This window comes from Streptomyces sp. NPDC001709 (assembly GCF_053596375.1).
In genome coordinates, this window is sequence record NZ_JBSFGB010000001.1 from 482,559 (window position 1) to 508,552 (window position 25,994).

The following is a 25,994-nucleotide window of genomic DNA, read 5'->3' on the forward strand; positions in this document are numbered from 1 at the left end:
TCACCTAAGCCCCGTCAGCCCCCTTCCGCACCGCCCCCGCCAGGATCCGCCCCTCCACCGCCTCGTACTGGTGGCGCTGTTGCTCAGCCCGCGCGCGGCCCGAGGCCACCGTGCCGAGCCAGCCGAAGAGGAAGCCGGCCGGGATGGAGACGATGCCGGTCGTGGTGAAGGGGAACCAGTTGAAGTCGGCGTGCGGAAAGGCCGAGACGGGCGAGCCGGAGACCAGTTTGGTGCCCGGCATGAGCAGCAGCACGGTCAGCGAGCCCCCGATCAGCGTGGCCAGCAGCCCGCTGCGGGTGTAGCGGCGCCAGAAGAGCCCGTACACCAGGGCGGGCGCGATGGCCGAGGCGCCCAGGCAGAAGGAGAGCGTCACCAGCGGCTGCAGGCTGTGGTGCTGCACCAGCGTGGCCAGCAGGATCGTCGGCACCCCTATGGCCAGTGCCGAGACGCGGGCCAGGGCCATCTCGCGCCGCGCCGGCATCTCCTGCACGCGGGCCGCGAACACGTCGTGGGCCAGGGAGTTGGCGCAGGCGAGGATCATCCCGGCGACCGAGGCGAGCAGGGTCAGGAAGATCGCCGTCGTCACCATGGTGAACAGGAAGGTCTCCGCCGTGGACACATCGGCGCCGAACGCCGCCCGTGAGCCGAGCAGATACGCGGTGTTGCCCTGCGGATCGGCCCCGGCGATCACTACGCGGCCGACCAGCGCCGTGGCGCCGAACCCGACCACTGTGATGATCAGCACGAACAGGGTGACGATCGACACCGCCCAGGACATCGAGCGGCGCACCTGGCGGGCGCTGGAGGCGGTGTACATGCGCATGGTGATGTGGGGCAGGACGCCGCCGCCGAGCACGACGGTCAGCTCCGAGGCGATCATGTCCAGACGGGAGGTGGTACCGGTGCCGAACTCCAGCCCGGAACGCAGGAAGGCGGGTCCGGTGCCGCTCTGCCGCGAGGCCGCGGTGAACAGGGCGCCCGGGTCCCAGTCGAAGCGGCGCAGGATCAGTACGGCGACCACGGCGCCCGAGCCGACCAGCATCACGATCTTCAGGATCTGGATGAGCGCGGTGCCCTTCATGCCGCCGATCGCCGCGTAGGCGATCATCAGGGCGCCGAGGCCCACGACGCACGCGGTCTTCAGCGACGCGTTGGAGAAGCCCAGGATGAACGCCATCAGCTGCCCGGTTCCGGCGAGTTGGACCAGCATCAGCGGCAGCAGGGCGGCGATCGTCACCGCGCAGGCCGTGATGCGTACCGAGCGGCCCGGCAGCCGGCGGGCGAGCGCGTCGCCCATGGTGAACCGGCCCGCGTTGCGCAGCGGTTCGGCCAGCAGGAACATCAGCAGCATCAGCGACAGCGCCGTACTGAGGGCGAGGGCGACACCGTCGTAGCCGCACAGGGCGATCACCCCGCCCGTGCCGAGGACGGTGGCCGCGGAGATGTAGTCACCGGCGATGGCGAGGCCGTTGCGCAGCGGGGACAGGGAGCCGTAGCCGGTGTAGAACTCGTCGAGGTCGTCGCGGTCGGGGCCGGTCATCACGCACAGCAGCAGGGTCACCGTGGCGACGGTGGAGAAGGCGACCAGCGACATGGACTGGGCCGATCCGCTGAAACCGGCGAAGCCTCCTGCGGGCGGGGTGCTGGCGGCGCCGGTCATCGCAGTACTCCTCGGCGGGCGTCCAGTTCGGCCTCCTTGCGGATGCGGTCCGCGAGCGGATCGACGTGACGGCGCGCGGTGTACTCGTACAGGGCGATCGCCAGCCAGGTGACCGGGACCTGGAGCAGGGCGAGCAGCAGCCCGGCCGGGATGGTGTCGGCGACCGTGCGCGTCATGACGCCGGGCGCGCTCGCGGACAGGACCAGGAACAGCGTGAAGTAGCCCAGCGCGGTGAGCGTGGCGGTGCGCCGCTGCCAGCGGTAGGCGCTGCGCAGCACCCGCAGATCGCTGTGGTGGCCGATGGGTTCGCGTGGCGGCCGCCGTTCGGGACGGGGCGGTGGCGGGGGAGCGGGCAGCCAGGGGTAGGTGAGGTGCGGCGGGTCCGAGGGGTGCGGCCGGTCGTAGGACCGCGCGGGTGGGTCGTACGGCCGCGCGGGTGGGTCGTACGAAGGCTGAGGCGGGCCGTAGAAGGGATGGGGCGGGTCATAGGACATCCCGGGGCTCCTTGCGTGGCTCGGGTCCGTGGCGGCGGACCGCAGGGAGGTGGGGGGAACGAGCCACGCACGCTACTCGCGAGCTCCGGGCCGCGTGGCGTTTTCACCGAACTGGCCGGTCGGTATGCGCTTACTTCGCGAAAACGTGTCCGACCTGGCGTGTTACCCGCGTTAACCCTTGGGGTGTCCGACCTGAGTCGTACGGGCCGCACCGGGTGTACCTCCCTGAGGGGACGTCAGGGACCCGCGACATCCCTAGCGTTGCGGCATGACGATTCCTCCCGGATCTCCCGCACGGCGCCGCACGGCAGCGGTCGCCGCCGCCGTGTTCGCCCTGTCGTTACCGCTTCTCGGCGCGGTTCCCGCGGCCGCGGCCCCGGCCCCGGTGGCCACCCGGGCCGCGCACGAGACCCCGGCGGCGCTGCCCCGCCCGACCGGTCCGCACACGGTGGGCCGTGACACGCTGCACCTGGTCGACACCGGCCGCCAGGATCCATGGGTGCCGTCCTCGGGTGCACGGCAGCTGATGGTCTCGATGTACTACCCGGCCCGCCCCGGCACCGGCGGCCCGCCCGGCGCCTACATGACCGTCGAGGAGGCGCGCCTGCTGCTGGCGGAGAAGAGCGTCGCCTTCCCGCCCGAGGCCCTCAGCAGCGTGCGGACCTGGTCCCACCCCGGCGCCCGCCCGGCACCCGGCAGATACCCGCTGGTGGTGCTCTCGCCGGGCTTCACGCTGCCCCGCGCCACGCTCACCGGCCTGGCCGAGGACCTGGCCAGTCACGGGTACGTCGTCGCGCTGGTCGATCACCCCTACGAGAACAGCGGGACGACCCTGCCCGACGGGCGGACCGTGCCCTGTGCGATCTGCGACAGTCCGCCGGCGGGCGGCCCGCCGGCCATCGCCGGGAGCAGGGCCCTGGACATCTCCTTCGTCCTGGACGAGCTGACGGGCCGGCGGCCCGCCTGGCGGTACGCCCGCACGATCGACCCGGCGCGCATCGGCATGGCCGGACATTCCATCGGGGGCGACGCGGCGGCGGCCACCATGGCCGCCGACGACCGGGTGCGCGCGGGCGTCGACATGGACGGCACGTTCTACGCCCCCGTCCCCGCGACCGGCCTCGGCCACCGTCCCTTCCTGCTCCTCGGCGAGACCACCAGCGTCAAGGACGACACCTGGCAGCAGGGCTGGCAGGACCTGGACGGCTGGAAACGCTGGCTGACGGTCGATGGTTCCGACCACGGCACCTTCACCGACATGCCGGTCCTCGCCGAACTCGCCGGCCGCGCCAATCCCGACGGGCTCTCCGGGCAGCGCTCGGAGGCCATCACGCGCGCGTACGTGACCGCCTTCTTCGACCGGCACCTGAAGGGGATGGCCCAGCCCCTGCTCGACGGACCGTCACCGCACTACCCCGAGGTCTCCGTCCGCCTGCCCTGACCGGCAGCCCCCACGGCGTTCACCGGGCGGCGGCGGAAACGTTTGCCCGGTGGGCGTCGGTCGGCCTTCTCACTCGTCCCGTGCCTGCGGCGTTCACCGGGCGGCGGCGGAAACGCTTCCTCGGTGGGCGTCGGCCGGCGTGCTCATTCGTCCCGTACCGGGAAGCGCCGGGGTGCCACGAGGAGCAGTACGAGGAAGGCCAGCGCTGCCGCGGCCGCTGCGCCGAAGTAGACCGCGTGTACCGCGTCCGCGATCGCGCGCCGGGTCGTCTCCGGGGCCGTGCCGGCGTCCAACGCGCGCGTGACGGAGTCCAGATCGCCCCCCCCGCCCAGTCGCCCGGCCAGCACCCCATTGGCGACGGCGCCGAACAGCGAGGCGCCCACGGTCTGTCCGGTCTGCCGGCAGAAGAGGACCGACGCGGTCGTGGTGCCCCGTTCCGACCAGCCCACCGTCGACTGCACACCGACGATCAGCGGCAGCTGGAACAGCCCGAGCGCCCCGCCCAGCAGCAGCATCAGCAGCGTCGGCTGCCACCACGAGCCCGGGTAGGGCAGGAACGGGAACGCGACGAGGATCAGCGCGGCCAGGCCGATGCCGAGCAGCGCGGTGTCCCGGAAGCCGATCCGCCGGTAGACGTGCTGGCTGAACGCCGCCGACACCGGCCAGCTGAGCGTCCACACCGACAGCACGAAACCGGCGGCCACGGGCGCGAGTCCGAGCACCGACTGCGCGTACGTCGGCAGGAACACGCTCGGCGCCACCATCAGCAGCCCCAGCGCCCCCAGCGCCAGATTGACGGCCGCGATCGTCCGCCGCCGCCACACCCATCCGGGGATGATCGGCTGTGCCGCCCGCCGCTCCACCACGACCACCACACCGGCCAGCGCCAGGCCGATGCCGAACAGCGTCAACGAGGGTGCGGACAGCCACGGCCAGGCGACCCCGCCCTGCACCAGCGCGGTCAGCAGCACCCCGCCGCAAGCGAACACCGCGAGCGCGCCGGCCCAGTCCACGCGCGCGTGGGTGACATTTTCCGGGTTCCCAGGGTTTCCCGGATTCTCCGGCTTCTCCCGCTTGGGCTCGTGCAGATGACGGACGATCAGCCACAGCGCGGCGGCGCCGATCGGCAGGTTGATCAGGAAGATCCAGCGCCAGTCGGCGTACGCGGCCAGCACCCCGCCGAGCCCCGGCCCGGCCACCGCCGACACCGCCCACACCGTGGACAGCTTGGACTGGATCTTCGGGCGCTCGGCCAGCGGATACAGATCGGCGGCCAGTGTCTGCACGGTGCCCTGCAACGCCCCGCCGCCCAGGCCCTGCACGATCCGGAACGCGATCAGCGCCGCCATGTTCCAGGCGCCCGCGCACAGCAGCGAGCCCAGCAGGAACACGGCCGCGCCCGTCACCAGCACCGGCTTGCGGCCGAAGGTGTCGGAGAGCTTGCCGTAGACGGGGAGCGTGACGGTCACGGCGAGCAGATAGCCGGAGAAGAGCCAGGAGAAGACCGAGAACCCGCCGAGGTCGCCGACGATCTGCGGTACGGCCGTGGAGACGATGGTGGCGTCCAGCGCGGCCAGCGCCATCGCCAGCATCAGCGCGGCGACCACCGCGCCCCGCCGCCCGGTGTCCTGGCGCCGATCGGCACCGCTGTGTATCGCGGGTGTCGTACCCCCCACCGGATCCCCTCCCGTGCCCCTTGCACCTATTCCGCTACGACAGCTTCCCACGGAAGCTGGGACTTGACCCTGACGCGACGGCAGGGTGGAGGCTTTCCCTGCCGAAGGGTGGAGACGACCCCGAGAAGGACTCCGCCCGGGGGTGGAGCACCCCTAGGGGGACCTCCGTACCAGGGCCAGGGGAGGGTTCGTCCCGACGGAGGACGAGAGCGGCCGGACCCGGTCCTTAACCTGGCTTTACGCCGCTGGGGGGCGGCTGACCGAACCGGCGGGGGTGGGTATTTCCCCCGTACAAGACGGGGCTTCGCACCAGCGCGCACAAGCCTCTCCTCCCACGAGACTCATCGACGTACCGCTTCACGACACCGTTCGGAAATCGACATAGGAGACATACCGTGACATCGGCTGTAACCATTCCCAGGCACGGGGGCACTGGAGGGCGTACGGCCGTTGCCGCGCGGGCGCGGCAGGTCGTGAAGGCGTACGGGTCCGGTGAGACCCGTGTCGTCGCCCTCGACCACGTCGACGTGGACATAGCGCGGGGCCAGTTCACCGCGATCATGGGCCCCTCGGGGTCCGGCAAGTCCACGCTGATGCACTGCCTCGCCGGGCTCGACACCGTGACGAGCGGCAAGATCTACCTGGACGAGACCGAGATCACCGGCCTGAAGGACAAGAAGCTCACCCAGCTGCGCCGGGACCGGATCGGCTTCATCTTCCAGGCGTTCAACCTGCTGCCGACGCTGAACGCGATCGAGAACATCACGCTGCCCATGGACATCGCGGGCCGCAAGCCGGACAAGGCCTGGCTGGACCGCGTGGTGGAGACCGTCGGGCTCGCCGGGCGGCTCAAGCACCGGCCGACCCAGCTCTCCGGCGGCCAGCAGCAGCGCGTCGCCGTGGCCCGCGCGCTCGCCGCCCGCCCGGAGATCATCTTCGGGGACGAGCCGACCGGGAACCTCGACTCGCGCGCGGGCGCCGAAGTCCTCGGCTTCCTGCGCCGCTCGGTGGACGAACTCGGCCAGACCATCGTGATGGTCACCCACGACCCCGTGGCCGCCTCCTACGCCGACCGCGTGCTCTACCTCGCCGACGGCCGGATCGTCGACGAGATGTACCAGCCGACGGCCGATCAGGTCCTGGACCGCATGAAGGACTTCGACGCCCGGGGGCGCACGTCATGACCGTCCTGAAGACCTCGATGCGCAACTTCTTCGCGCACAAGGGCCGAATGGCGCTCTCCGCGGTCGCGGTCCTGCTGTCGGTGGCGTTCGTGTGCGGCACGCTGGTGTTCACCGACACCATGAACACGACCTTCGACAAGCTCTTCCAGGCCACGGCCTCGGACGTCACGGTCAGCGCCAAGGGCTCCTCCGACACCGGTCAGACCACCTCCCGCACCGGCAAGCCGCCGGTCGTGCCGGCCTCCCTCGTCGGCAGGATCCGCGGGGCCGAGGGCGTCCAGAGGGCCGAGGGCACGGTGTTCTCCACCTCGGTCACCGTGATCGACGCCAAGCAGGACAAGCTCTCGCCGAGCAGCGGCGCCCCGACCATCGTCGGCAGCTGGAACGGCAACGACGCCCGCACCATGGAGATCACCTCCGGTACGGCGCCCAGGGGCCCGGACCAGGTCATGGTCGATAAGGACACCGCCGACAAGCACCACCTGAAGATCGGTGACGACGTCGGCATGATCTCGGTGGTCGGCACGCACCACGCGCGCGTGTCCGGCATCGCCGCCTTCAAGGTCACCAACCCGGGCGCGGCGATCTTCTACCTGGACACCGAGACCGCCCAGCAGACACTCGTCGGCCGGACCGGCGTCTACACCAACGTCAACGTCACCGCCGCCAAGGGCGTGACGAACGACCAGCTGAAGAAGAACGTCACCGCCGCCCTCGGCCACGACTACAAGGTGCAGACGGCCAAGGAGGTCGCCGACGCCAACCAGAAGAGCGTCAAGAGCTTCCTGAACGTCATGAAGTACGCGATGCTCGGCTTCGCCGGGATCGCCCTCCTCGTCGGCATCTTCCTGATCATCAACACCTTCTCCATGCTGGTCGCCCAGCGCACCCGTGAGATCGGCCTGATGCGTGCCATCGGCTCCTCCCGCAAGCAGGTCAACCGCTCCGTGCTGATCGAGGCACTGCTGCTCGGCGTGATCGGCTCCGCGCTGGGCGTCGGCGCGGGCGTCGGCATCGCGGTCGGCCTGATGAAGCTCATGGGGAACATGGGCATGCACCTGTCCACCGACGACCTGACCATCGCCTGGACGACCCCCACCGTCGGCCTGCTCCTCGGTGTCGTCGTCACCGTCCTGGCCGCCTACCTGCCCGCCCGGCGCGCCGGCAAGGTCTCCCCGATGGCCGCCCTGCGCGACGCGGGCGCCCCGGCCGACGCCAAGGCCGGCACCGTCCGCGCCGTGATCGGCCTGCTCCTCACCGCCGCCGGCGGCTGGAGCCTGTACGTCGCCGCCACCGCCGACAAGGCCAAGGCCGGCTCGGGCTGGCTGGGCCTCGGCGTGGTGACCACGCTGATCGGCTTCGTCGTCATCGGCCCGCTGCTCGCCGGCGGACTGGTCCGGATCCTCGGCGCGATCATCCTGCGGATCTTCGGTCCCGTGGGCCGGATGGCCGAGCGCAACGCGCTGCGCAACCCGCGCCGCACCGGCGCCACCGGCGCCGCCCTGATGATCGGCCTGGCCCTGGTGGCCTGCCTGTCGGTGGTCGGCTCCTCCATGGTCGCCTCGGCCACCGACCAGCTCGACAAGACCGTCGGCACCGACTTCATCATCCAGAGCGACAACCAGGGCGGGCTCATCGCCCCGCAGGCGGTCAAGGCCGTCAAGGAGACGGCGGGCCTGAAGCGGGTCACCGAGTACAAGTGGACCGAGGCGGACTTCACCGTGCCGGACGGCACGACCCTCAAGAAGACCACGATCATGGCCGCCGACCCGACCTACGCGAGCGACCTGCGGACCAAGACGGTCGCCGGCGATCTGAAGGACGCCTACCGACCCGACTCGATGTCGGTACCCGACAAGTTCGCCAGGGAGCACGGCATCCGGCTCGGCTCGAGGATCGCCGTGGCGTTCGCGGACGGCTCCACCGCCCACCTGACCGTACGGGCGATCACCAGCAGCGACGGTCTCATCGACGCGGGCGCGAAGTACACGTCCATCCAGACGATGGCCAAGTACGTCCCCGCCGACAAGATGCCGCTGGACGAGCTGCTCTTCGCCACGGCCAAGGACGGGCAGCAGGCAGCCGCCTACAAGGCGCTGAAGTCGGCCCTGCACGGCAACCCGGACCTGACCGTGCGCGACCAGACCGACTACAAGAAGGCGCTGAAGGACCAGATCGGCCAGCTGCTGAACATGATCTACGGCCTGCTGGCCCTCGCGATCATCGTCGCGGTCCTGGGTGTGGTGAACACCCTGGCCCTGTCGGTGGTCGAGCGGACCCGGGAGATCGGCCTGATGCGGGCCATCGGTCTCTCCCGCCGCCAGCTGCGCCGCATGATCCGCCTGGAGTCCGTGGTGATCGCCGTCTTCGGCGCCCTGCTCGGCCTCGGCCTCGGCATGGGCTGGGGTGCGACCGCCCAGCAGCTCCTCGCGCTGGAGGGCCTGAAGATCCTGGACATCCCCTGGCCGACGATTATCACCGTCTTCATCGCCTCGGCCTTCGTGGGCCTGTTCGCCGCGCTGATCCCGGCGTTCCGGGCGGGCCGGATGAACGTCCTGAACGCGATCGCGACGGACTAGACGGACCAGCGGAGCAGCCGCGCGGGCTGGGCCGACGACCACCGCATACGGGGGTTGCGGGGGAAAACCCGGTGCCGGGGAGTCTTGGGACTTCCCGGCACCGGGTTCTTTCGTGTCATGGGGAACAGGGGTTGTCCACAGCCCCCGGCGGCAACCTCGTCGGCGTCGTAGGCTGGACAGCCCCGGTCGCCACCCGCGCCGGGCTACTTGCGTTGCCCACCCCCGGACGGAAAGCCCCCATGAGCCTGCACGGTCTGCTCGACGCCGTCGTCAAGGACCCCGCCCTCGCGGAAGCGATCACGGCGGCCGCGGACGGCAACCGCATGCACGTCGACCTCGTCGGCCCCCCGGCGGCCCGCCCCTTCGCGGTGGCCGCCCTCGCCCGCGAGGCCGGCCGCCCGGTGCTCGCGGTCACGGCGACGGGCCGCGAGGCCGAGGACCTGGCGGCGGCCCTGCGCTCCCTGCTGCCCCCCGAGGGCGTCGTGGAGTACCCCTCCTGGGAGACCCTCCCGCACGAGCGGCTCAGCCCGCGCAGCGACACCGTCGGCCGCCGCCTCGCCGTCCTGCGCCGCCTCGCCCACCCCAACCCGGACGACCCCGGGACCGGCCCCGTCTCCGTCGTCGTAGCGCCCGTGCGCTCCGTGCTCCAGCCCCAGGTCAAGGGCCTTGGCGACCTGGAGCCGGTGTCCCTGAGGACCGGCCTGACAGCCGACCTGAACGACGTGGTGGAAGCCCTCGCGGCGGCCGCGTACGCGCGCGTGGAGCTGGTCGAGAAGCGCGGCGAGTTCGCCGTGCGCGGCGGCATCCTGGACGTCTTCCCGCCCACCGAGGAACACCCCCTGCGCGTGGAGTTCTGGGGCGACGACGTCGAGGAGATCCGCTACTTCAAGGTCGCCGACCAGCGCTCCCTCGAAGTCGCCGAGCACGGCCTGTGGGCCCCGCCCTGCCGCGAGCTGCTGCTCACCGACGACGTACGCGCACGCGCGCGTGCCCTCGCCGAGGCGCACCCGGAGCTGGGCGAACTGCTGAACAAGATCGCCGAGGGCATCGCGGTCGAGGGCATGGAGTCCCTCGCCCCCGTCCTGGTCGACGACATGGAACTGCTCCTCGACGTCCTCCCCAAGGGCGCGATGGCCGTCGTCTGCGACCCGGAGCGGGTCCGCACGCGCGCGGCCGACCTCGTCGCGACCAGCCAGGAGTTCCTGCAGGCCTCCTGGGCGGCCACCGCCGGCGGCGGCGAGGCCCCGATCGACGTCGGCGCTGCCTCGCTGTGGTCCATCGCCGACGTCCGCGACCGCGCGCGCGAGCTGGACATCATGTGGTGGTCCGTCTCGCCGTTCGCGGCGGACGAGGAACTCGACGCGGACACCCTCAAGCTCGGCATGCACGCCCCCGAGACCTACCGCGGCGACACCGCGCGGGCCCTCGCCGACACCAAGGGCTGGCTCGCCGACGGCTGGCGCGCGGTGTTCGTCACCGAGGGCCACGGCCCGGCGGCCCGCACCGTGGAGGTGCTCGGAGGCGAGGGCATCGCCGCCCGCCTCGACGCCGACCTCGGCGAGCTCAGCCCCTCGGTGGTGCACGTCTCCTGCGGCTCGATCGAGTACGGCCTCGTCGACCCGGCGCTCAAGCTCGCCGTGCTCACCGAGACCGACCTGTCCGGCCAGCGCGCCACCGGCCGCGAGGGCGCCCGGATGCCGGCCCGCCGCCGCAAGACCATCGACCCGCTCACCCTGGAGGCGGGCGACTACATCGTCCACGAACAGCACGGCGTCGGCCGCTACATCGAGATGGTGCAGCGCACGGTGCAGGGCGCCACCCGTGAGTACCTGGTGGTCGAGTACGCCCCCGCCAAGCGCGGCCAGCCCGGCGACCGCCTGTACATCCCGACCGACCAGCTGGAGCAGATCACCAAGTACGTCGGCGGCGAGGCACCCACCCTGCACCGGCTCGGCGGCGCCGACTGGACGAAGACCAAGGCCCGCGCGAAGAAGGCCGTCAAGGAGATCGCCGCCGACCTGATCAAGCTCTACAGCGCCCGCATGGCCGCCCCCGGCCACACCTTCGGCAGCGACACGCCCTGGCAGCGCGAGCTGGAGGACGCCTTCCCCTACGCCGAGACCCCGGACCAGCTCACCACCATCGCCGAGGTCAAGGAGGACATGGAGAAGTCGGTCCCCATGGACCGCCTGATCTGCGGCGACGTCGGCTACGGCAAGACCGAGATCGCGGTGCGGGCCGCCTTCAAGGCCGTACAGGACGGCAAGCAGGTCGCCGTCCTCGTACCGACGACGCTGCTGGTGCAGCAGCACTTCGGCACCTTCTCCGAGCGGTACGCGCAGTTCCCGGTGAGCGTGAAGGCGTTGTCCCGATTCCAGACGGACACCGAGGCGAAGGCGACCCTGGAGGGCCTCAGGGACGGCGCGGTGGACGTCGTCATCGGCACTCACCGCCTGTTCTCCTCCGAAACAAAGTTCAAGGACCTGGGCCTGGTCATCGTCGACGAGGAGCAGCGCTTCGGCGTCGAGCACAAGGAGCAGCTGAAGAAGCTGCGGGCGAACGTCGACGTGCTGACCATGTCGGCCACGCCCATCCCGCGCACCCTGGAGATGGCGGTCACCGGCATCCGCGAGATGTCCACGATCACCACGCCCCCGGAGGAGCGCCACCCGGTGCTCACCTTCGTCGGGCCGTACGAGGAGAAGCAGATCGGCGCGGCCATCCGCCGTGAACTGCTGCGCGAGGGCCAGGTCTTCTACATCCACAACCGGGTCGAGTCCATCGACCGCGCGGCCGCCCGCCTGCGCGAGATCGTCCCCGAGGCGCGCATCGCGACGGCCCACGGCCAGATGTCGGAATCGGCGCTGGAGCAGGTCGTCGTCGACTTCTGGGAGAAGAAGTTCGACGTCCTCGTCTCGACCACGATCGTCGAGTCCGGCATCGACATCTCCAACGCCAACACGCTGATCGTGGAGCGCGGTGACACCTTCGGCCTGTCCCAGCTGCACCAGCTGCGCGGCCGCGTGGGACGAGGCAGGGAACGCGGCTACGCGTACTTCCTCTACCCCCCGGAGAAGCCGCTGACGGAGACGGCCCACGAGCGCCTGGCGACCATCGCCCAGCACACCGAGATGGGCGCGGGCATGTACGTGGCGATGAAGGACCTGGAGATCCGCGGCGCCGGCAACCTGCTCGGCGGCGAGCAGTCCGGGCACATCGCGGGCGTCGGCTTCGACCTGTACGTCCGCATGGTCGGCGAGGCCGTCGCCGACTACCGGCGTCAGCTGGAGACCGGTGAGATCGAGGAGGAGCCGCCGCTCGAGGTCAAGATCGAGCTGCCCGTCGACGCGCACGTCCCGCACGACTACGCGCCCGGCGAGCGGCTGCGCCTGCAGGCGTACCGCGCCATCGCCTCCGCCAACTCGGAGGAGGACATCAAGGCCGTCCGCGAGGAACTCACCGACCGTTACGGCAAGTTGCCCGAACCGGTGGAGAACCTGCTGCTGGTGGCCGGGCTGCGGATGCTCGCGCGCGCGTGCGGCGTCGGTGAGATCGTGCTCCAGGGCACCAACATCCGCTTCGCACCGGTGGAGTTGCGCGAGTCCCAGGAACTGCGGGTCAAGCGCCTCTACCCGGGCACGGTCATCAAGCCGGCCGTGCACCAGGTGCTGGTCCCGCGCCCGAAGACCGCGAAGGTCGGCGGCAAGCCGCTGGTCGGCCGCGAACTGCTCGGCTGGGTCGGCGAGTTCCTCGCCTCGATCCTGGGGTCGTAGGGGCCGCGAGAGGCTCCCCCCCCACACGGCACCGGATGCCCCAACTCGCCCGTTGGTTGCCCGAAAACGCCGCATTGGTCCTCATCTGCAGTCGGCGTCGGGGCAGTTACCGTAAGGGACGGAACGATTCCGCCTGTGTTCGACGAGTGGACCGGGGCGGACCAGGGTGAGTGGGCGAGTGGCGAGTGAGGGGGGACGCACCATGACGCGTCTGAGGGGCGGGGCGGTCACCGCCGTGGTCGTGCTGGTCGCCGTGGCCGGCTGCACCAAGGACAAGACCAACGGGTCCTCAGGGCCCGGGCGGACCGGGGGCAACGGCGCGGTCCTGGCCGCCGTCGACTCGCTGACCGTCAAGGGCCGGGCGCCGAAGACCGGATACTCGCGGGCACGGTTCGGCACCGCCTGGGCGGACACCGACTCCAACTCCTGCGACACCCGCGACGACATACTCAAACGCGACCTGAAGGACGTGAAGTTCACCGGCGGCACCTGCAAGGTCTCCTACGGGCTGCTCGAACCCGACCCCTACTCCGGCAAGGAGATCACCTACCGGCGCGGTTCCAGCCAGGTCGACATCGACCATGTCGTCCCCCTCTCCGACGCCTGGCAGAAGGGCGCCGAGTACTGGGACGCGAGCAAGCGCATAGCGCTCGCCAACGACCCCCTCAACCTCATCGCGGTCGACGCGAGCACCAACCGCGGCAAGGGCGACGGCGACGCGGCCACCTGGCTCCCGCCCAACACGAAGTACCGCTGCACCTATGTGGCCGACCAGGTCGCGGTGAAGAAGAAGTACGGCCTGTGGGTCACCGCCGCCGAGAAGGCCGCCATGAAGAAGGTCCTCACCGGCTGCCCCGCCCAGAAACTCCCCACGGGCGGCAACCCGACCAAGGCCCCGGAGCGTTTCCGCGCCCGCTGAGCCACGGCACGCCCGGGGTTGGATACGACCCGTTGACCGACCGGGTAGCCCTCACGGCCGGCGTGCCGGCGCAGCCGACCGGCTGACCGGCAAAACCGATACCGGGCCGGGTGCGTGCCGCCTACCGTGAGGGGCATGGACGTCAAGGTGAGCAGCATCGCCGAGCGGCCCGACCGGCTGCCGGCGTTGTTCGAGATGGCCGACACATGGCCCGAGTTCGTGACCAACGACCCCGTGGGCAACTCCCACTGGGGCCGCATCCCCACCGAACTGCCCGAATACGCGCTGTTCGCCGAGGACGAGCAGGGCGAGATCGTCGCCCACGCCTTCAGTGTGCCCTTCGCCCTCGATGTCGACGGCCGGCGCACCCTGCCCGCGCGCGGCTGGGACCAGATCCTGGTCTGGGCCTTCGCCGACCTGCGCCGCGGCACCCGCCCCGACACGGTGAGCGCCATCTCCGTCACCATCGCCCCGCACGCCCAGGGCCACGGCCTGTCCGCCCTCATGCTCACGGCGATGCGTGACAAAGCCCGCGCCCGCGGCTTCCGCGAGGTCGTCGCCCCCGTCCGCCCCAGCGCCAAACACCGCGAACCGCACACCCCGATCACCGAGTACGCCCACCGGGTCCGCCCCGACGGCCTGCCCGAGGATCCCTGGCTGCGCGTCCACGCCCGTGCCGGCGCCCGCATCGACTCCATCGCCCCGGCCTCCATGACCGTCGGCGCCTCGCTGGAGGAGTGGCGCCGCTGGACCGGGCTGCCGTTCGACACCGCGGCGGACGTCGAGGTGCCCGGCGCGCTGGTCCCGGTCCGCTGCGAACCGGAGCGCGGATACGCCGTCTACGTCGAGCCCAACGTGTGGATGCGGCACCCGCTGTGAGCGGGTGCCGCGTCTTTCCGCAGGTCGGGCCGGGCCAGGTCAGCCCAGGTTAGGCCAGGTCAGGCGGCCTTCAGGTCCTTCAGGGAGCCCAGGATCCGCGCGGTCACCTTCTGCGCGGTCGCGGCACCGTTGTCGGCGCCCGCCGTGGACAGCACGGTGACCACGGAGTTGCCGGAACGAGCCGCGATGAGCGTGGTGCCGTTCTGCCAGGTACCGCTCGTCAGCGTCATCGTGTAGGCCTCGTCACCGAGCCCGGCCGTGGACCTGCCCGTGAGCTTCACCTTGGCATGCGCGTCGGTGTCCGTGAACGTGGCGCACTCGCCGGCCACGGTCCGCAGCTGCTTCATCACCGTGGCCGCCGTCGTTCCCTGGAACGCGTCGATCTCCTGGGCCACCTCTTCGGTCTTGTCGTGGTTCGCGTAGTCGTTCTGCGCGAACGACACGCCCCCCTCGTAGCCGGTCACCTGGATCCAGGACGTGCCCTCCAGTCTGGTGCAGTCCGGCTTCGCGGTCTTCCTGGCGGACGGGGAGAGGAACTTGCCGCCCGTGTCCGAGGCGCCGTCGGCCTCGAAGGCGAACCCGGCCGGGAAGGCCGACGCGGGCGCCAGCGCCTTCTTCAACTGCGTACCGGTGGCGAGCCCGGCGTTGAGGTCCTTCGCCTTGGCCGGCTTGGCGCTCGCGCCCCCGGCGTCGGAGGAGGAAGCGGAGGAGCAGGCGGTGAGGGCCAGGGGAAGCGCCGCGACGGCGAGCAGCGTGGCGACACGGGGCGAGAGGCGCATGACAGTCCTTCAATGGGGGCGGGTGTGACAGGGGTGCGTACGGCATGCCGTACGGGGTCCGGAACCGGCCGGGCTGTGGGGGCGTCGAGCCCGTGAGCGGAAGCCTATGTTCCGTAAGCGGTGTGGTGGGGGTGGGGGGTGGGCGGTGGCTGGGGGCGGCTCAGGCCGCCTTCTTCCAGTCGCCGCAGCCGGTGGTCTTGAAGTAGGCGTCGCCCGGGCTGATGGTGACGACGGCCGTACCGGTCACGTTGTCGTTGGCGATGATCGAGTTCAGCCCGTGCTCGGCGTCCTTGGTGCGCTCCCAGTAGCAGGAGTCGTCGGTGTTGCCGGTCGACTTGTAGGTGCCCGGCGCGATGTCGGTGCCGACCTTGTACATGCCGCCGTTGCCGGCCATGGCGTGGGCGGGCGTGCCCTTGGCCTTGGGGTCGACGGCCTCCCAGTCCTTGCAGCCGTTGGACTTGAAGATCTTGTCGGTGGGCTTGACGGTGACGTAACTCGTGCCGGTGACGTTGTCGTTGGCCAGCAGCGAGTTCGTCTCGCCCTTGGCGTCCTTGGCGCGCTCCCAGTAGCACATGTCGTCGGTGTTGCCGCTCGTGCGGTACGTGCCCGGCTTCACGTCCGAGCCGACCTGGTACTCGCCGTCGCCCGAGATGGCGGCGGCCTTCTTCCCGGCCGCCTCCTTCGTGCCGCCGGGCTTGTGCGCGGCGGAGGCGGAAGAGCCCTTGCCGCTGCCGCCGGAACCGCCGTCCTTGCCGTGGGCCCCGGCGTTCGCGGACACAGCGGCGATGACGGCGATCCCCACGACGGCACCCAGCCCGACCTTGGTCTTCATGCCCATAGCGAATCCCTCCCCAAAGCGGCGGCCGCCCCCTCCGGTGGCCGCTCGTTCGCTGGGTCAATAAGAGCAGAGCCTGTGAACCGAGTCAACACGATTCACAGAGCTGATTGTGTACACGGGCGTGAATGCATGGATCTTGTGTACGTCGGTATGCTCGGTGCACACAGGACGAGGGGAGCGGGGCCGGTGCAGGACAACGCGACAGAGGTGACCGCGGCCGGAATCGCCCGGCTCGCCGGAGTGGGCCGGGCCGCCGTCAGCAACTGGCGCCGTCGGCACGCCGATTTCCCCAAGCCGGTCGGCGGCACCGAGACCAGCCCGTCCTTCGCGCTCGCCGAGGTAGAGGCCTGGCTGCGCAAGCAGGGCAAACTCGCCGAGGTCCCGCTGCGGGAACGCGTCTGGCAGCAGCTCGTCGGACACCCCGAGGGGCCTTTGACCGCCCTGGTGCACGCGGGCTGCGCCCTGCTGCTGATCCATGAGCGCCCGACCGTCTGGCTGGACGCGAGCGCCGGCACCGACGCCCGCCTGGTCGCGCTGCTGCCGGGCGCACTGGAGCAGGTGCTGACGCCGCGCTTCGGCGGTGTGCCGGTCGCTACGGCGGCTGGTGTGAACCCGGGCCCTGGGGCATCCGGTGTGAACTCCTCACCGTCTGCTGGGCAGCCTGTGAACACCCCGCCAGCTATTCACAGCACCTCCGGTGTTCACGACACCCCCCCTCAGCACGCCTCCACCCCCGACACCCCGCACACCCCCGCCCCCCACACCCCCGCCCTCCGCATCCCCACCAGTCCCCAGCTGCTCCCCTCCGCCCCCCTCCTGCGCGGCGCGGCCGAGCTGGCCGCCGAGATCGGGGCGCGGCAGGCCTTCGAGTTCCTGCTGGGCCGGCACCTGGACGCCAACCCCCGCCAGTACACGCTCACCCCGGCCGAACTCGCCGGGCTCATGGCCGACCTCGCCGGACCCGCCCGTACCGTCCTGGACCCCGCCTGCGGCACCGGCGCCCTGCTGCGGGCCGTGGACACCCGCCCCGACCAGGAGCTGTACGCCCAGGACAGCGCACCCGACCTGGCCGCGCTCACCGCGCTGCGGCTCGCGCTGCACTCCCGGGCCGGCGTGCGCGGCGCCGCCGGCGACACCCTGCGCGCCGACGCCCACCCGGAGCTGCGGGCCGACGCGGTGCTGTGCCACCCGCCGTTCAACGAGCGCAACTGGGGCCACGACGAACTCGCCTACGACCCCCGCTGGGAGTACGGCTTCCCGGCCCGCACCGAGTCCGAACTGGCCTGGGTGCAGCACGCGCTCGCCCGGCTGGCCGACGGCGGATTCGCCGTCCTGCTGATGCCGCCGGCCGCCGCCTCCCGCCGTTCCGGGCGCCGGATCCGTGCCGACCTGCTGCGTCGTGGCGCGCTCCGGGCCGTGGTGGCGCTGCCGGTCGGGGCGGCGCCGCCGTACAACATCCCGCTGCACGTGTGGGTGCTGCGCCGGCCCGACCGGACGCCCGCCGCGCCCGAGGTGCTGCTCGTGGACACGGGGAGGTTCGCCGCGGAGGGGCGCGGCGGACCGGACTGGGCGGCGGTGCGGGAGGCCGTCCTGGACGCCTGGAGTGCCTTCGAGGGCACGGGGCGGCCGGCGGAGCGACCGGGGCTCGCCCGTGCCGTGCCGGTCATCGAACTCCTCGACGACGACGTGGACCTCGCCCCCGCCCGTCATCTGCCCCCGGCGGCCGTGGCCGACGGCGCGGAGCAGCTCACGGCGGTGCGCGAGGGCCTCGGCGCGACCCTGCGCCTGACCGCCGACCTCACTCCGCCGCCCGCCGCGCACGCGCCCGGCGCGCGCTGGCCGCTCACCACCATCGGTGAACTCGCGCGCGGGGGTGCGCTGTTGATGCGCACCGGTGGAAACGGCGGCCACGCGCGTGTGCCGGTACTCACCGACCACGACGTCCTCGCCGGCACGGCGCCCTCCGGGACGCTGCCCGAGAGCGAGGAGGAGGCCGTGCTGACCGAGCCGGGCGACGTCGTCGTACCGGTACTGGGCGGTGGCTCGATGGCGCGCGTGATCGACGATGTGACGGGGGGCGCCGCCCTGGGGCGCAACCTCGTGCTGCTGCGCCCCGATCGCACCGCGCTCGACCCGTGGTTCCTCGCCGGCTTTCTGCGCGGCACCGCGAACAACCGGCAGGCCAGCAGTTACGCCTCCACCGCGACCCGCCTGGACGTGCGCCGCCTGCAGCTGCCCCGGCTCCCGCTGGACGAACAGCGGCGCTACGGTGCGCGCTTCCGCGCACTCGACGAGTTCGAGCGGGCGCTGCGGCTTGCGGGCCGGCTCGGTGAGCAACTCGTGCGCGGGATGTACGACGGGCTGACGGACGGGACGGTGGCACCGGACTGAGGGCCCGGAGCGCGGCAACGGTTCGGTACACCCGGGACCGGCTGTCCCTGGCGGCCTATACGCTCGGACTCAGCACACACGTCCGTACGCATCAGGCCTCCAGGAGCAGCCATGCAAGGCCACGGCTACGCGCCGCCTCCGCCGCAGCCACCCTCGACCGGGGTGCTGGTCCTGTTGCGCGTGATCTTCGTGGCGTTGGCGTTCCTCAGCATCGGATTCCTGGCGTGGGTGGCGCCGCTGCGTGCGGCGATCGTGACCCGCAGGCCCGCCGAGTGGTGGTTCTTCGGCGGATCCGTGACCGTCCTCGGTATCTGCTTCGCACTCTTCAGCACCGACCACACCGACGACTTCAGCTCGGCGAACGGCAATCTGGGCATGAGCATGCTGCTGCTGAACGCCGTCGCCTGCGTCGCCTACTACCTCTACGCGGACATACGCCACTTCCATCGGCTCCGCCAGGCCTACGCCGGGCAGGTGCGGTTGGGGCCGGGCTACGCATACCCCCAGCCCGTCTCGCCGTTCACCGCGACGACCGCGCCGAGCAGGCCGAGCACGCCGCAACCCCCGTACGTCCCGGCCCCGATGCCCCACGTCCCCGCGCCCCAGCCGCACGTGCCCGCACCGCCCCAGCGCCCGGCGCCCACCCACATCGAGCAGGTCCGCGCCGAACTGGACGAGCTGAGCGACTACCTGCGCCAGCACGACGGCCGGCCCGACAGCCACGAGGGCGGAAGGTGAGCGTGGCGACAGGACGCGTCGTCGCCGGCCGGTACGAACTGTCCACGCTCATCGGACAGGGCGGCATGGGCCAGGTGTGGACGGCCTACGACCAGCGGCTCGACCGGCGCGTGGCGGTGAAACTGCTGCGCCCCGACAAGGTGGCGGGCCAGGAGGCGGACGAGCTGCGCCGCCGGTTCATGCGCGAGTGCCGGGTGACCGCACAGGTGGACCACCCGGGCCTGGTGACGGTGCACGACGCGGGCAGCGAGGGCGAGGAGCTGTTCCTCGTCATGCAGTACGTCGACGGCGCCGACCTGTCCGACCACCTCGCCGAGCACGATCCGTACCCGTGGCAGTGGGCGGTCGCGGTGGCCGCGCAACTGTGCGCCGTGCTGAGCGCCGTGCACGCCGTGCCGATCGTGCACCGCGACCTCAAGCCGCGCAATGTGATGGTGAAGCAGGACGGCACCGTCACCGTGCTCGACCTCGGCGTGGCCTCGGTCATGGACACCGACACCACCCGCCTCACCCACACCGGCTCCCCGATCGGCTCGCCCGCCTACATGGCGCCGGAGCAGGCGATGGGCGGCTCGGTCGGCCCGTACACCGACCTGTACGCGCTCGGTGTGCTGATGCACGAACTGCTCAGCGGTGACGTGCCGTTCGCGGGTTCGACGGCGCTCGGCGTGCTGCACCGGCACCTGTACGAGCCCCCGCTGCCCGTGCGCCGTATCCGCCCCGAGGTCCCCGAGGCGCTGGAGACGCTCGTCCTGCGCCTGCTCGCCAAGGACCCGCAGCACCGCCCGGCGTCCGCGCAGGAGGTCTACGAGGACCTGGCGCAGCTCCTGCCCGCGCGCGGCACGCCCACCGGGGCTCCTTTGGACCCCACGCGCCCCTTCCTGCGCCCGCACGCCCCCTGGCCGGATCGCGCGCGGACCCCCGCGCCCCAGCCCGCCCCCGTCGCGCCGGCGCCGCCGGTGGCCGAGAAGCCCGATGTCGCCGCGGCCGTGGACGAGGTCAAGCGCCTGCTGGGGGAGGGGCGCATCACCCAGGCCGTGGACATCCTGGGCGCGATCCTGCCCGCTGCCGCCGAGCAGCACGGCGAGCACTCCGCGGTCGTACGCACCCTGCGCAAGCAGTACGCGGCCACGCTCATGGACGACGGCCAGTACCGGCGCGCTCTGCCCGAACTGCGCCGACTCGCCGACGAACGCGCCGCCGAGGCAGGCCAGGCCGACCCGCAGTCCCTGCGCTACCGCTACGAGGCCGCGCAGTGCCTGGAGCAGCTCGGCCAGCCGGCGGCGGCGCTCGCCGAGTACCGCGCGCTGCTGCCGTACTACGAGAACCAGTACGTCTCCGGCGATCCGCAGCTGGCCCACGAGGTCCGCCGGCGCATCGGCCACCTGCTGCTCGCCCTCGGCGACCGGCCGTCCGCCCACGACACCCTCGCCCGGCTGCTGATGGACGTGGAGCGGCTGCACGGCCCCGGCTATCCGATGGCCTTGGAGATCCGGCGCACCCTGCAGTGGCTCGGGCAGGTGCGCGGTTAGCGCATACGGCACCGGCTGAGCCGAAGCGGTGGGTGCGGTGGGTGCGGCGGTGCCCGAAGCGCATGCGAATCGTTGGTCGAATGGGTTGGCCGCGGCCCGCCCACTGCCTACCATCGATCACCGCAAGACTTTGTGCACCGTCGCACAATCTCCTCGGGAGGTTTCCTTGCACCGCCGCCGTCGCACCGCGCTCGTCCTCACCGCCGCGATCGCCGCCGCGGCACCCCTGCTGACCGCCTGCGGAAACGACGCGCACCCGGGCGCCGCCGCCGTCGTCGGAGGGCAGCGCATCACCGTCGCCCAGCTGGAGAACCGGGTCGACGAGATCCGCAGGGCCCAGCGGGCCGCGGTGCCGGACGAGACCCAGTACCAGCAGGTCCTCGCCTCCACCAGCAGCCTCACCCGGGACACCCTGCACAACATGGTTCTCGACCGGGTGCTGCACCGCGCCGCGCAGGACGAGGGCGTCACGGTCACCCGCAAGGAGGTCCAGCAGATGCGCACCGGCCTGGAGCAGCAGGCCGGCGGTGCCAAGGGGCTGCAGACCGCCTGGCTGCAGAAATACGGCATCGCCCCCGCCCGCCTCGACGACAACCTCCGGCTCCAGCTGGAGGCGCAGAAGCTGGCCGAGCGGCTCGGCACCGACACCAGCCAGCCCGCCTTCTGGAAGGCGCTGTCCAAGGCCTCCGGGGAACTCCACATCGACCTCAACCCGCGCTACGGCACCTGGGACGTGCAGAAGAGCAGCCGCGTGGACGCCAAGACGCCCTGGGTGCGGGAGGTCACGGCGGCGGCGGGCGGGCAGCCGGTGACGGCGTAGCGGGCGGCCTTTGGTCATACGATCACACGATCGTCCCCGTCCTGTGGATAACCGAATCCGCTCCCGGCCGCGGTGGGTTACGTTCGGATCGTGAACGCATCCAGCCCCGGCCTCGCCCCCGCTGCCGACCACGGTCGCATCGTCCTGCTCACCACCAGCCACCGCGTCGCCCCCGGCCTGCTCTCCTGGCCCGCCTGGCAGGCCCTGCGCGCGGCCGATGCCGTGCTGTGCGCGGACGGGACGCATCCGCAGCTGCCGTATCTGCGGGAGGCGGGGATAGGGGTGGAGGAGGCGTCCCCCACCGCGCAGGAGCTCGTCGACGCCTGTGCCGGCGGGCGGACCGTGGTGGTCGTGGCCACCGGCGAGGGGGAGCCCGCGCTCACCGACGGCCTGGCCCGGCTGGCCGGCTCCGGCCGGGTCGCCATGCCCGAGCTGGAGCTGCTGCCCGCCTCCTACGACCTGCCCGGCGCCCGCCTGCTCGACCTCGTGCAGGTCATGGACCGCATCCGCGCCGAATGCCCCTGGTCGTCCCGGCAGACCCACCAGGGCCTCGCCAAGTACGGCATCGAGGAGGCGTACGAGCTGGTCGAGGCGATCGAGGCCGGCGACCGCGCGGAGCTGCGCGAAGAGCTGGGCGACGTCCTGCTCCAGGTCGTCTTCCACTCCCGGATCGCCGAGGAGCACCCGGACGCGCCGTTCTCCATCGACGACGTGGCCGGCGGCATCGTCGCCAAGCTCGTCCACCGGCACCCGCACGTGTTCGGCGACGAGAAGGCCGAGACGCCGGAGGACGTCAAGGAGCACTGGCTGCGCACCAAGGCCGAGGAGAAGCGGCGCAGCTCGGTCACGGAGGGCGTCCCGCTCGGCCAGCCCGGCCTGGCCCTCGCCGCCAAGCTCGTCTCCCGAGCCCGCACGGCGGGCCTCGACGTGCCGCTCCCGCAGGGCGAGGGGATCGGCTACCAGCTGCTGACCCTGGCGGCCCGCGCCGAGGCGGAGGGCGTGGACCCGGAGGCGGCCCTGCGCGCGGCGGCGCGGGCGTACCGGGACGCCATACGGGAGGCGGAGGGGGTCGCACCCCAGGCGACAGGCGCGGCCCCCGGCGACCACCGGGACGCGGAGGCCCACCCGGATCCGGATACGGTCGAGGGGTGACCGACCAGCACCACCCCTCGACGGGCCCCACCGCCGCAACCCCTTCCGCCGAGGGCACATCCACCGCCCCTACCGAGATCCCGACCCCACCTTCGACCGGGGGTCCGGCCGCCGACCCCGCCGGGGGTTCGGCTGCAGCCTCTGCCCGGGGCTCTGCCCACAACTCCGCCGGGGGCTCTGCCCGCAACCCCGCCCGGGGTTCCGTCGCCGGCTCCGCCGAAGGCTCCTCCGTCCATGCCGCCGGTGGCGAGCGTTCCGGCCCCGCGCTCTTCACCTGGGAGTTCGCCACCGACCCCTATCCCGCCTACGCCTGGCTGCGCGAGTACGCCCCGGTGCACCGGACGCGGCTGCCCAGTGGGGTGGAGGCCTGGCTGGTCACCCGGTACGCCGATGCCAAGCAGGCCCTCGCCGACCAGCGGCTGAGCAAGAACCCGGCGCATCACGACGAGCCCGCGCACGCCAAGGGCAAGACCGGCATCCCCGGCGAGCGCAAGGCCGAGTTGATGACGCATCTGCTGAACATCGACCCGCCGGACCACACCCGGCTGCGCCGGCTGGTCAGCAAGGCGTTCACACCGCGCCGGGTCGCCGAGTTCGCGCCCCGCGTGCAGGAGCTGACCGACCGGCTCATCGACGGGTTCGCGGCGAGGGGTTCGGCCGACCTCATCCATGAGTTCGCCTTCCCGCTGCCCATCTACGCCATCTGCGACATGCTCGGCGTCCCGCGCGAGGACCAGGACGACTTCCGGGACTGGGCGGGCATGATGATCCGGCACGGCGGCGGGCCGCGCGGCGGGGTCGCACGGTCGGTCAAGAAGATGCGCGGCTACCTCGCCGAGCTGATCCACAAGAAGCGCGAGGCGCTGCCCGAGCAGCCCGCGCCCGGCGAGGACCTCATCTCCGGCCTCATCCGCGCCTCGGACCACGGAGAGCACCTCACCGAGAACGAGGCCGCCGCGATGGCGTTCATCCTGCTGTTCGCCGGCTTCGAGACGACCGTCAACCTCATCGGCAACGGCACCTACGCCCTGCTCACCCACCCAGGGCAGCGCCGGCGGCTCCAGGACTCCCTGGCGCGGCGGGAAAGGGACCTGCTGGAGACCGGAGTCGAGGAACTCCTGCGCTACGACGGCCCGGTGGAGCTGGCCACCTGGCGGTTCGCCACCGAGCCGCTGACCATCGGCGGGCAGGACATCGCGCCCGGGGACCCGGTGCTCGTGGTGCTCGCGGCGGCCGACCGGGACCCGGAGCGGTTCGCCGGCCCGGACGTGCTGGACCTCGCCCGCCGCGACAACCAGCACCTCGGTTACGGCCACGGCATCCACTACTGCCTCGGCGCCCCGCTCGCCCGGCTGGAGGGCCAGACCGCGCTCGCCACCCTGCTCACCCGCCTGCCCGACCTGCGGCTCGCCGTCGATCCGGCCGAGTTGCGCTGGCGCGGCGGGCTCATCATGCGGGGCCTGCGCACCCTGCCGGTGGAGTTCACGCCCACCGCCTGAGCACACTCCTCCCGGGAAAAGTGACGCGCGTTCAACTATGTGATCTTCACGTGATCTGCGCGGCATTAACTTGTGACAAGTGATCGTCTGCCGATACGTTCACCCATCAGTGTGGCGAGGGGCAGAACTTCGCCGCGCCGGTCCTGCTGTCGCACGAAAGGCTTCCGCATGCTCTCCGGGAACGGTCGTCACCGTCGCCCCCGTCAGGCTCCGGCCCTCCTCGTCGCGGCCGGAGTGACCGGCTCCGCCATCGCGATTCCGCTGCTCGGCGCCGCGAGCGCCAACGCGGCCGACGGGACCACGTGGGACAAGGTCGCCGAGTGCGAGAGCGGCGGTTCGTGGAGCGCGGACACCGGAAACGGTTATTACGGCGGCCTGCAGATCTCGCAGGTCGACTGGGACAAGTACGGCGGAACGCAGTACGCCGAGAGCGCCGACCAGGCCAGCCGCTCCCAGCAGATAGCGGTTGCCGAGAAGATCCTCGCCGACCAGGGCACCAAGCCGTGGGCCATGTGCGCGCTGACCGCCGGGCTGACCTCCCACTCGGGTTCGGTCGACGTCGACACCGGCGTCGGCGGACCGGGTGGCTCCGGCGACACCGGCGGGTCGAGTGACACCTCCGGCACGTCCGGCAGCTCCGATTCATCCGGTCTGCCGGATTCGTCCTCGTCCGGCACCGATACCGGCTCCGACGCCGGCTCCAGCTCCGGTTCCAACTCCGGCTCCGGCTCGGACTCCTCCGTCCCGGATCCCTCCGGCTCCGCCTCGGACTCGAGCGCCACGCCGACCCCGAGCCCGAGCGAGGACGCCTCCAAGACTCCGGACAAGTCGGGCGGCCCCACCGATACCAGCACCCCCAAGTCCGACAAGACTGACAAGTCCGACTCGACCGGCAGTGGAGGCTCGCAGGGGAGCGACGGTTCCCCCACGGCGACTCCCGGCATCGATGATTCGGACAATTCCCGGCAGAGCGCCGGTTCTTGGAGCCTGGTCGACACCGGCGCGCTCAGCAGTGGCGGACGTCACCGTGGTGAGAGCGCGGATGAAAGCGTGCCAAACGGTCAGAACGCCGTACCTTCCGGCCGTCACGCCGACCGCGATCCGGGCACCTACACCGTCCGCGAGGGCGACTCCCTGGCCTCCATCGCCGACTCCCTTGGCGTCGACGGCGGGTGGCACGCCCTCTATGACGGCAACAAGAAGGTCATCGGCGCCGACCCGAACCACATCACCGCCGGTCAGACCCTGAAAGTCGGGGGCGAAAAGGACGCCCGATAGCGGCAGTTGACGCCCCCTTTCGCGGCTGATTGTCCGGTTTGGCGAAAGTGTGGGATGAGTCTCAGAAGCCCTGATCGTCTTTGAAATTCCGTCGATCGCATGTCTACGGTCAGGACCGCTCGTCACCACGAGCCCCGGCACTCGCAACGCCGAATCCTGCCAGCGGGTTGCCCGGGAACAGTCGTCGCGTCAAGCGCCGTAGGCAGGAGCGGGGGACCCAAGGTAAGCGCCGGGCCCAGCGGTTGACGCTGGAACCGGCTAGGGGTGAAGCCGCGCCTCGCGAGAGCGAGCGTGCGGCCGGGCAACTCAACCGGCCCGAACCCGACAGCTCACCTCGCAGGCGTCGGTGAGGGGATCGATCC

18 protein-coding genes and 1 riboswitch are annotated in these 25,994 nt (G+C 71.7%); of the genes, 13 read left to right on the forward strand and 5 right to left on the reverse strand.

Annotation, left to right across the window (positions count from 1 at the left end):
• Nucleotides 1–4: 4 nt before the first annotated feature.
• Nucleotides 5–1,660, reverse strand: a complete 1,656-nt coding sequence (locus tag ACWC0C_RS02415) for a sodium/solute symporter (RefSeq protein WP_450860994.1) — start codon at nt 1,658–1,660, stop codon at nt 5–7.
• A complete protein-coding gene (locus ACWC0C_RS02420) occupies nt 1,657–2,154 on the reverse strand; it encodes a DUF485 domain-containing protein (RefSeq protein ID WP_449197404.1) in 498 nt (165 codons plus the stop codon). The genes ACWC0C_RS02415 and ACWC0C_RS02420 overlap by 4 nt, the downstream gene beginning before the upstream one ends.
• A 268-nt stretch (nt 2,155–2,422) precedes the next feature.
• On the opposite strand from ACWC0C_RS02420, the gene ACWC0C_RS02425 reads away from it, so the two are divergent.
• A complete protein-coding gene (locus tag ACWC0C_RS02425; RefSeq protein ID WP_450860996.1) occupies nt 2,423–3,595 on the forward strand; it encodes an alpha/beta hydrolase family protein in 1,173 nt (390 codons plus the stop codon).
• A gap of 143 nt (nt 3,596–3,738) precedes the next feature.
• Here the strand turns inward: ACWC0C_RS02425 and ACWC0C_RS02430 are convergent, their stop codons facing one another.
• The gene (locus ACWC0C_RS02430) at nt 3,739–5,271 is read right to left on the reverse strand and encodes an MFS transporter (protein ID WP_450860998.1); all 1,533 of its coding nucleotides are present in this window, start codon (nt 5,269–5,271) and stop codon (nt 3,739–3,741) included.
• A 395-nt stretch (nt 5,272–5,666) separates the two neighbouring features.
• On the opposite strand from ACWC0C_RS02430, the gene ACWC0C_RS02435 reads away from it, so the two are divergent.
• The 5 genes from ACWC0C_RS02435 (at nt 5,667) to ACWC0C_RS02455 (ending at nt 14,605) form a co-directional block, all read left to right on the forward strand.
• Entirely contained in the window at nt 5,667–6,455 is a 789-nt protein-coding gene (locus tag ACWC0C_RS02435) for an ABC transporter ATP-binding protein (protein WP_450860999.1), read from the forward strand.
• Complete coding sequence (locus ACWC0C_RS02440) at nt 6,452–9,034, forward strand: ABC transporter permease (protein ID WP_450861000.1); 2,583 nt, start codon at nt 6,452–6,454, stop codon at nt 9,032–9,034. The genes ACWC0C_RS02435 and ACWC0C_RS02440 overlap by 4 nt, the downstream gene beginning before the upstream one ends.
• A 239-nt stretch (nt 9,035–9,273) precedes the next feature.
• The gene (gene mfd / locus ACWC0C_RS02445) at nt 9,274–12,807 is read left to right on the forward strand and encodes a transcription-repair coupling factor (protein WP_449197409.1); all 3,534 of its coding nucleotides are present in this window, start codon (nt 9,274–9,276) and stop codon (nt 12,805–12,807) included.
• Between the two features lie 202 nt (nt 12,808–13,009).
• Complete coding sequence (locus tag ACWC0C_RS02450) at nt 13,010–13,726, forward strand: HNH endonuclease family protein (protein WP_450861002.1); 717 nt, start codon at nt 13,010–13,012, stop codon at nt 13,724–13,726.
• A gap of 135 nt (nt 13,727–13,861) precedes the next feature.
• On the forward strand, nt 13,862–14,605 hold the full coding sequence (locus ACWC0C_RS02455; RefSeq protein WP_450861004.1) for an N-acetyltransferase: 744 nt from the start codon (nt 13,862–13,864) through the stop codon (nt 14,603–14,605).
• 59 nt (nt 14,606–14,664) lie between these two features.
• Here the strand turns inward: ACWC0C_RS02455 and ACWC0C_RS02460 are convergent, their stop codons facing one another.
• Complete coding sequence (locus tag ACWC0C_RS02460) at nt 14,665–15,384, reverse strand: hypothetical protein (RefSeq protein ID WP_450861006.1); 720 nt, start codon at nt 15,382–15,384, stop codon at nt 14,665–14,667.
• 160 nt (nt 15,385–15,544) lie between these two features.
• Nucleotides 15,545–16,222, reverse strand: a complete 678-nt coding sequence (locus ACWC0C_RS02465; RefSeq protein WP_450861008.1) for a hypothetical protein — start codon at nt 16,220–16,222, stop codon at nt 15,545–15,547.
• A 186-nt stretch (nt 16,223–16,408) separates the two neighbouring features.
• On the opposite strand from ACWC0C_RS02465, the gene ACWC0C_RS02470 reads away from it, so the two are divergent.
• From ACWC0C_RS02470 to ACWC0C_RS02500, 7 genes are all read left to right on the forward strand, one after another.
• Entirely contained in the window at nt 16,409–18,613 is a 2,205-nt protein-coding gene (locus ACWC0C_RS02470) for an N-6 DNA methylase (protein WP_450861010.1), read from the forward strand.
• Between the two features lie 111 nt (nt 18,614–18,724).
• A complete protein-coding gene (locus ACWC0C_RS02475) occupies nt 18,725–19,351 on the forward strand; it encodes a hypothetical protein (protein WP_449197415.1) in 627 nt (208 codons plus the stop codon).
• Between the two features lie 38 nt (nt 19,352–19,389).
• A complete protein-coding gene (locus ACWC0C_RS02480) occupies nt 19,390–20,883 on the forward strand; it encodes a protein kinase domain-containing protein (RefSeq protein WP_450861135.1) in 1,494 nt (497 codons plus the stop codon).
• A 166-nt stretch (nt 20,884–21,049) separates the two neighbouring features.
• Entirely contained in the window at nt 21,050–21,703 is a 654-nt protein-coding gene (locus ACWC0C_RS02485; RefSeq protein WP_449197416.1) for a SurA N-terminal domain-containing protein, read from the forward strand.
• A gap of 90 nt (nt 21,704–21,793) precedes the next feature.
• Nucleotides 21,794–22,855, forward strand: a complete 1,062-nt coding sequence (locus ACWC0C_RS02490) for a nucleoside triphosphate pyrophosphohydrolase (protein ID WP_450861012.1) — start codon at nt 21,794–21,796, stop codon at nt 22,853–22,855.
• The gene (locus tag ACWC0C_RS02495) at nt 22,852–24,354 is read left to right on the forward strand and encodes a cytochrome P450 family protein (protein ID WP_450861014.1); all 1,503 of its coding nucleotides are present in this window, start codon (nt 22,852–22,854) and stop codon (nt 24,352–24,354) included. The genes ACWC0C_RS02490 and ACWC0C_RS02495 overlap by 4 nt, the downstream gene beginning before the upstream one ends.
• Before the next feature lie 168 nt (nt 24,355–24,522).
• Entirely contained in the window at nt 24,523–25,632 is a 1,110-nt protein-coding gene (locus ACWC0C_RS02500) for a transglycosylase family protein (protein WP_450861016.1), read from the forward strand.
• 184 nt (nt 25,633–25,816) lie between these two features.
• Nucleotides 25,817–25,990: riboswitch (cyclic di-AMP (ydaO/yuaA leader) on the forward strand.
• Nucleotides 25,991–25,994 lie beyond the last annotated feature (4 nt).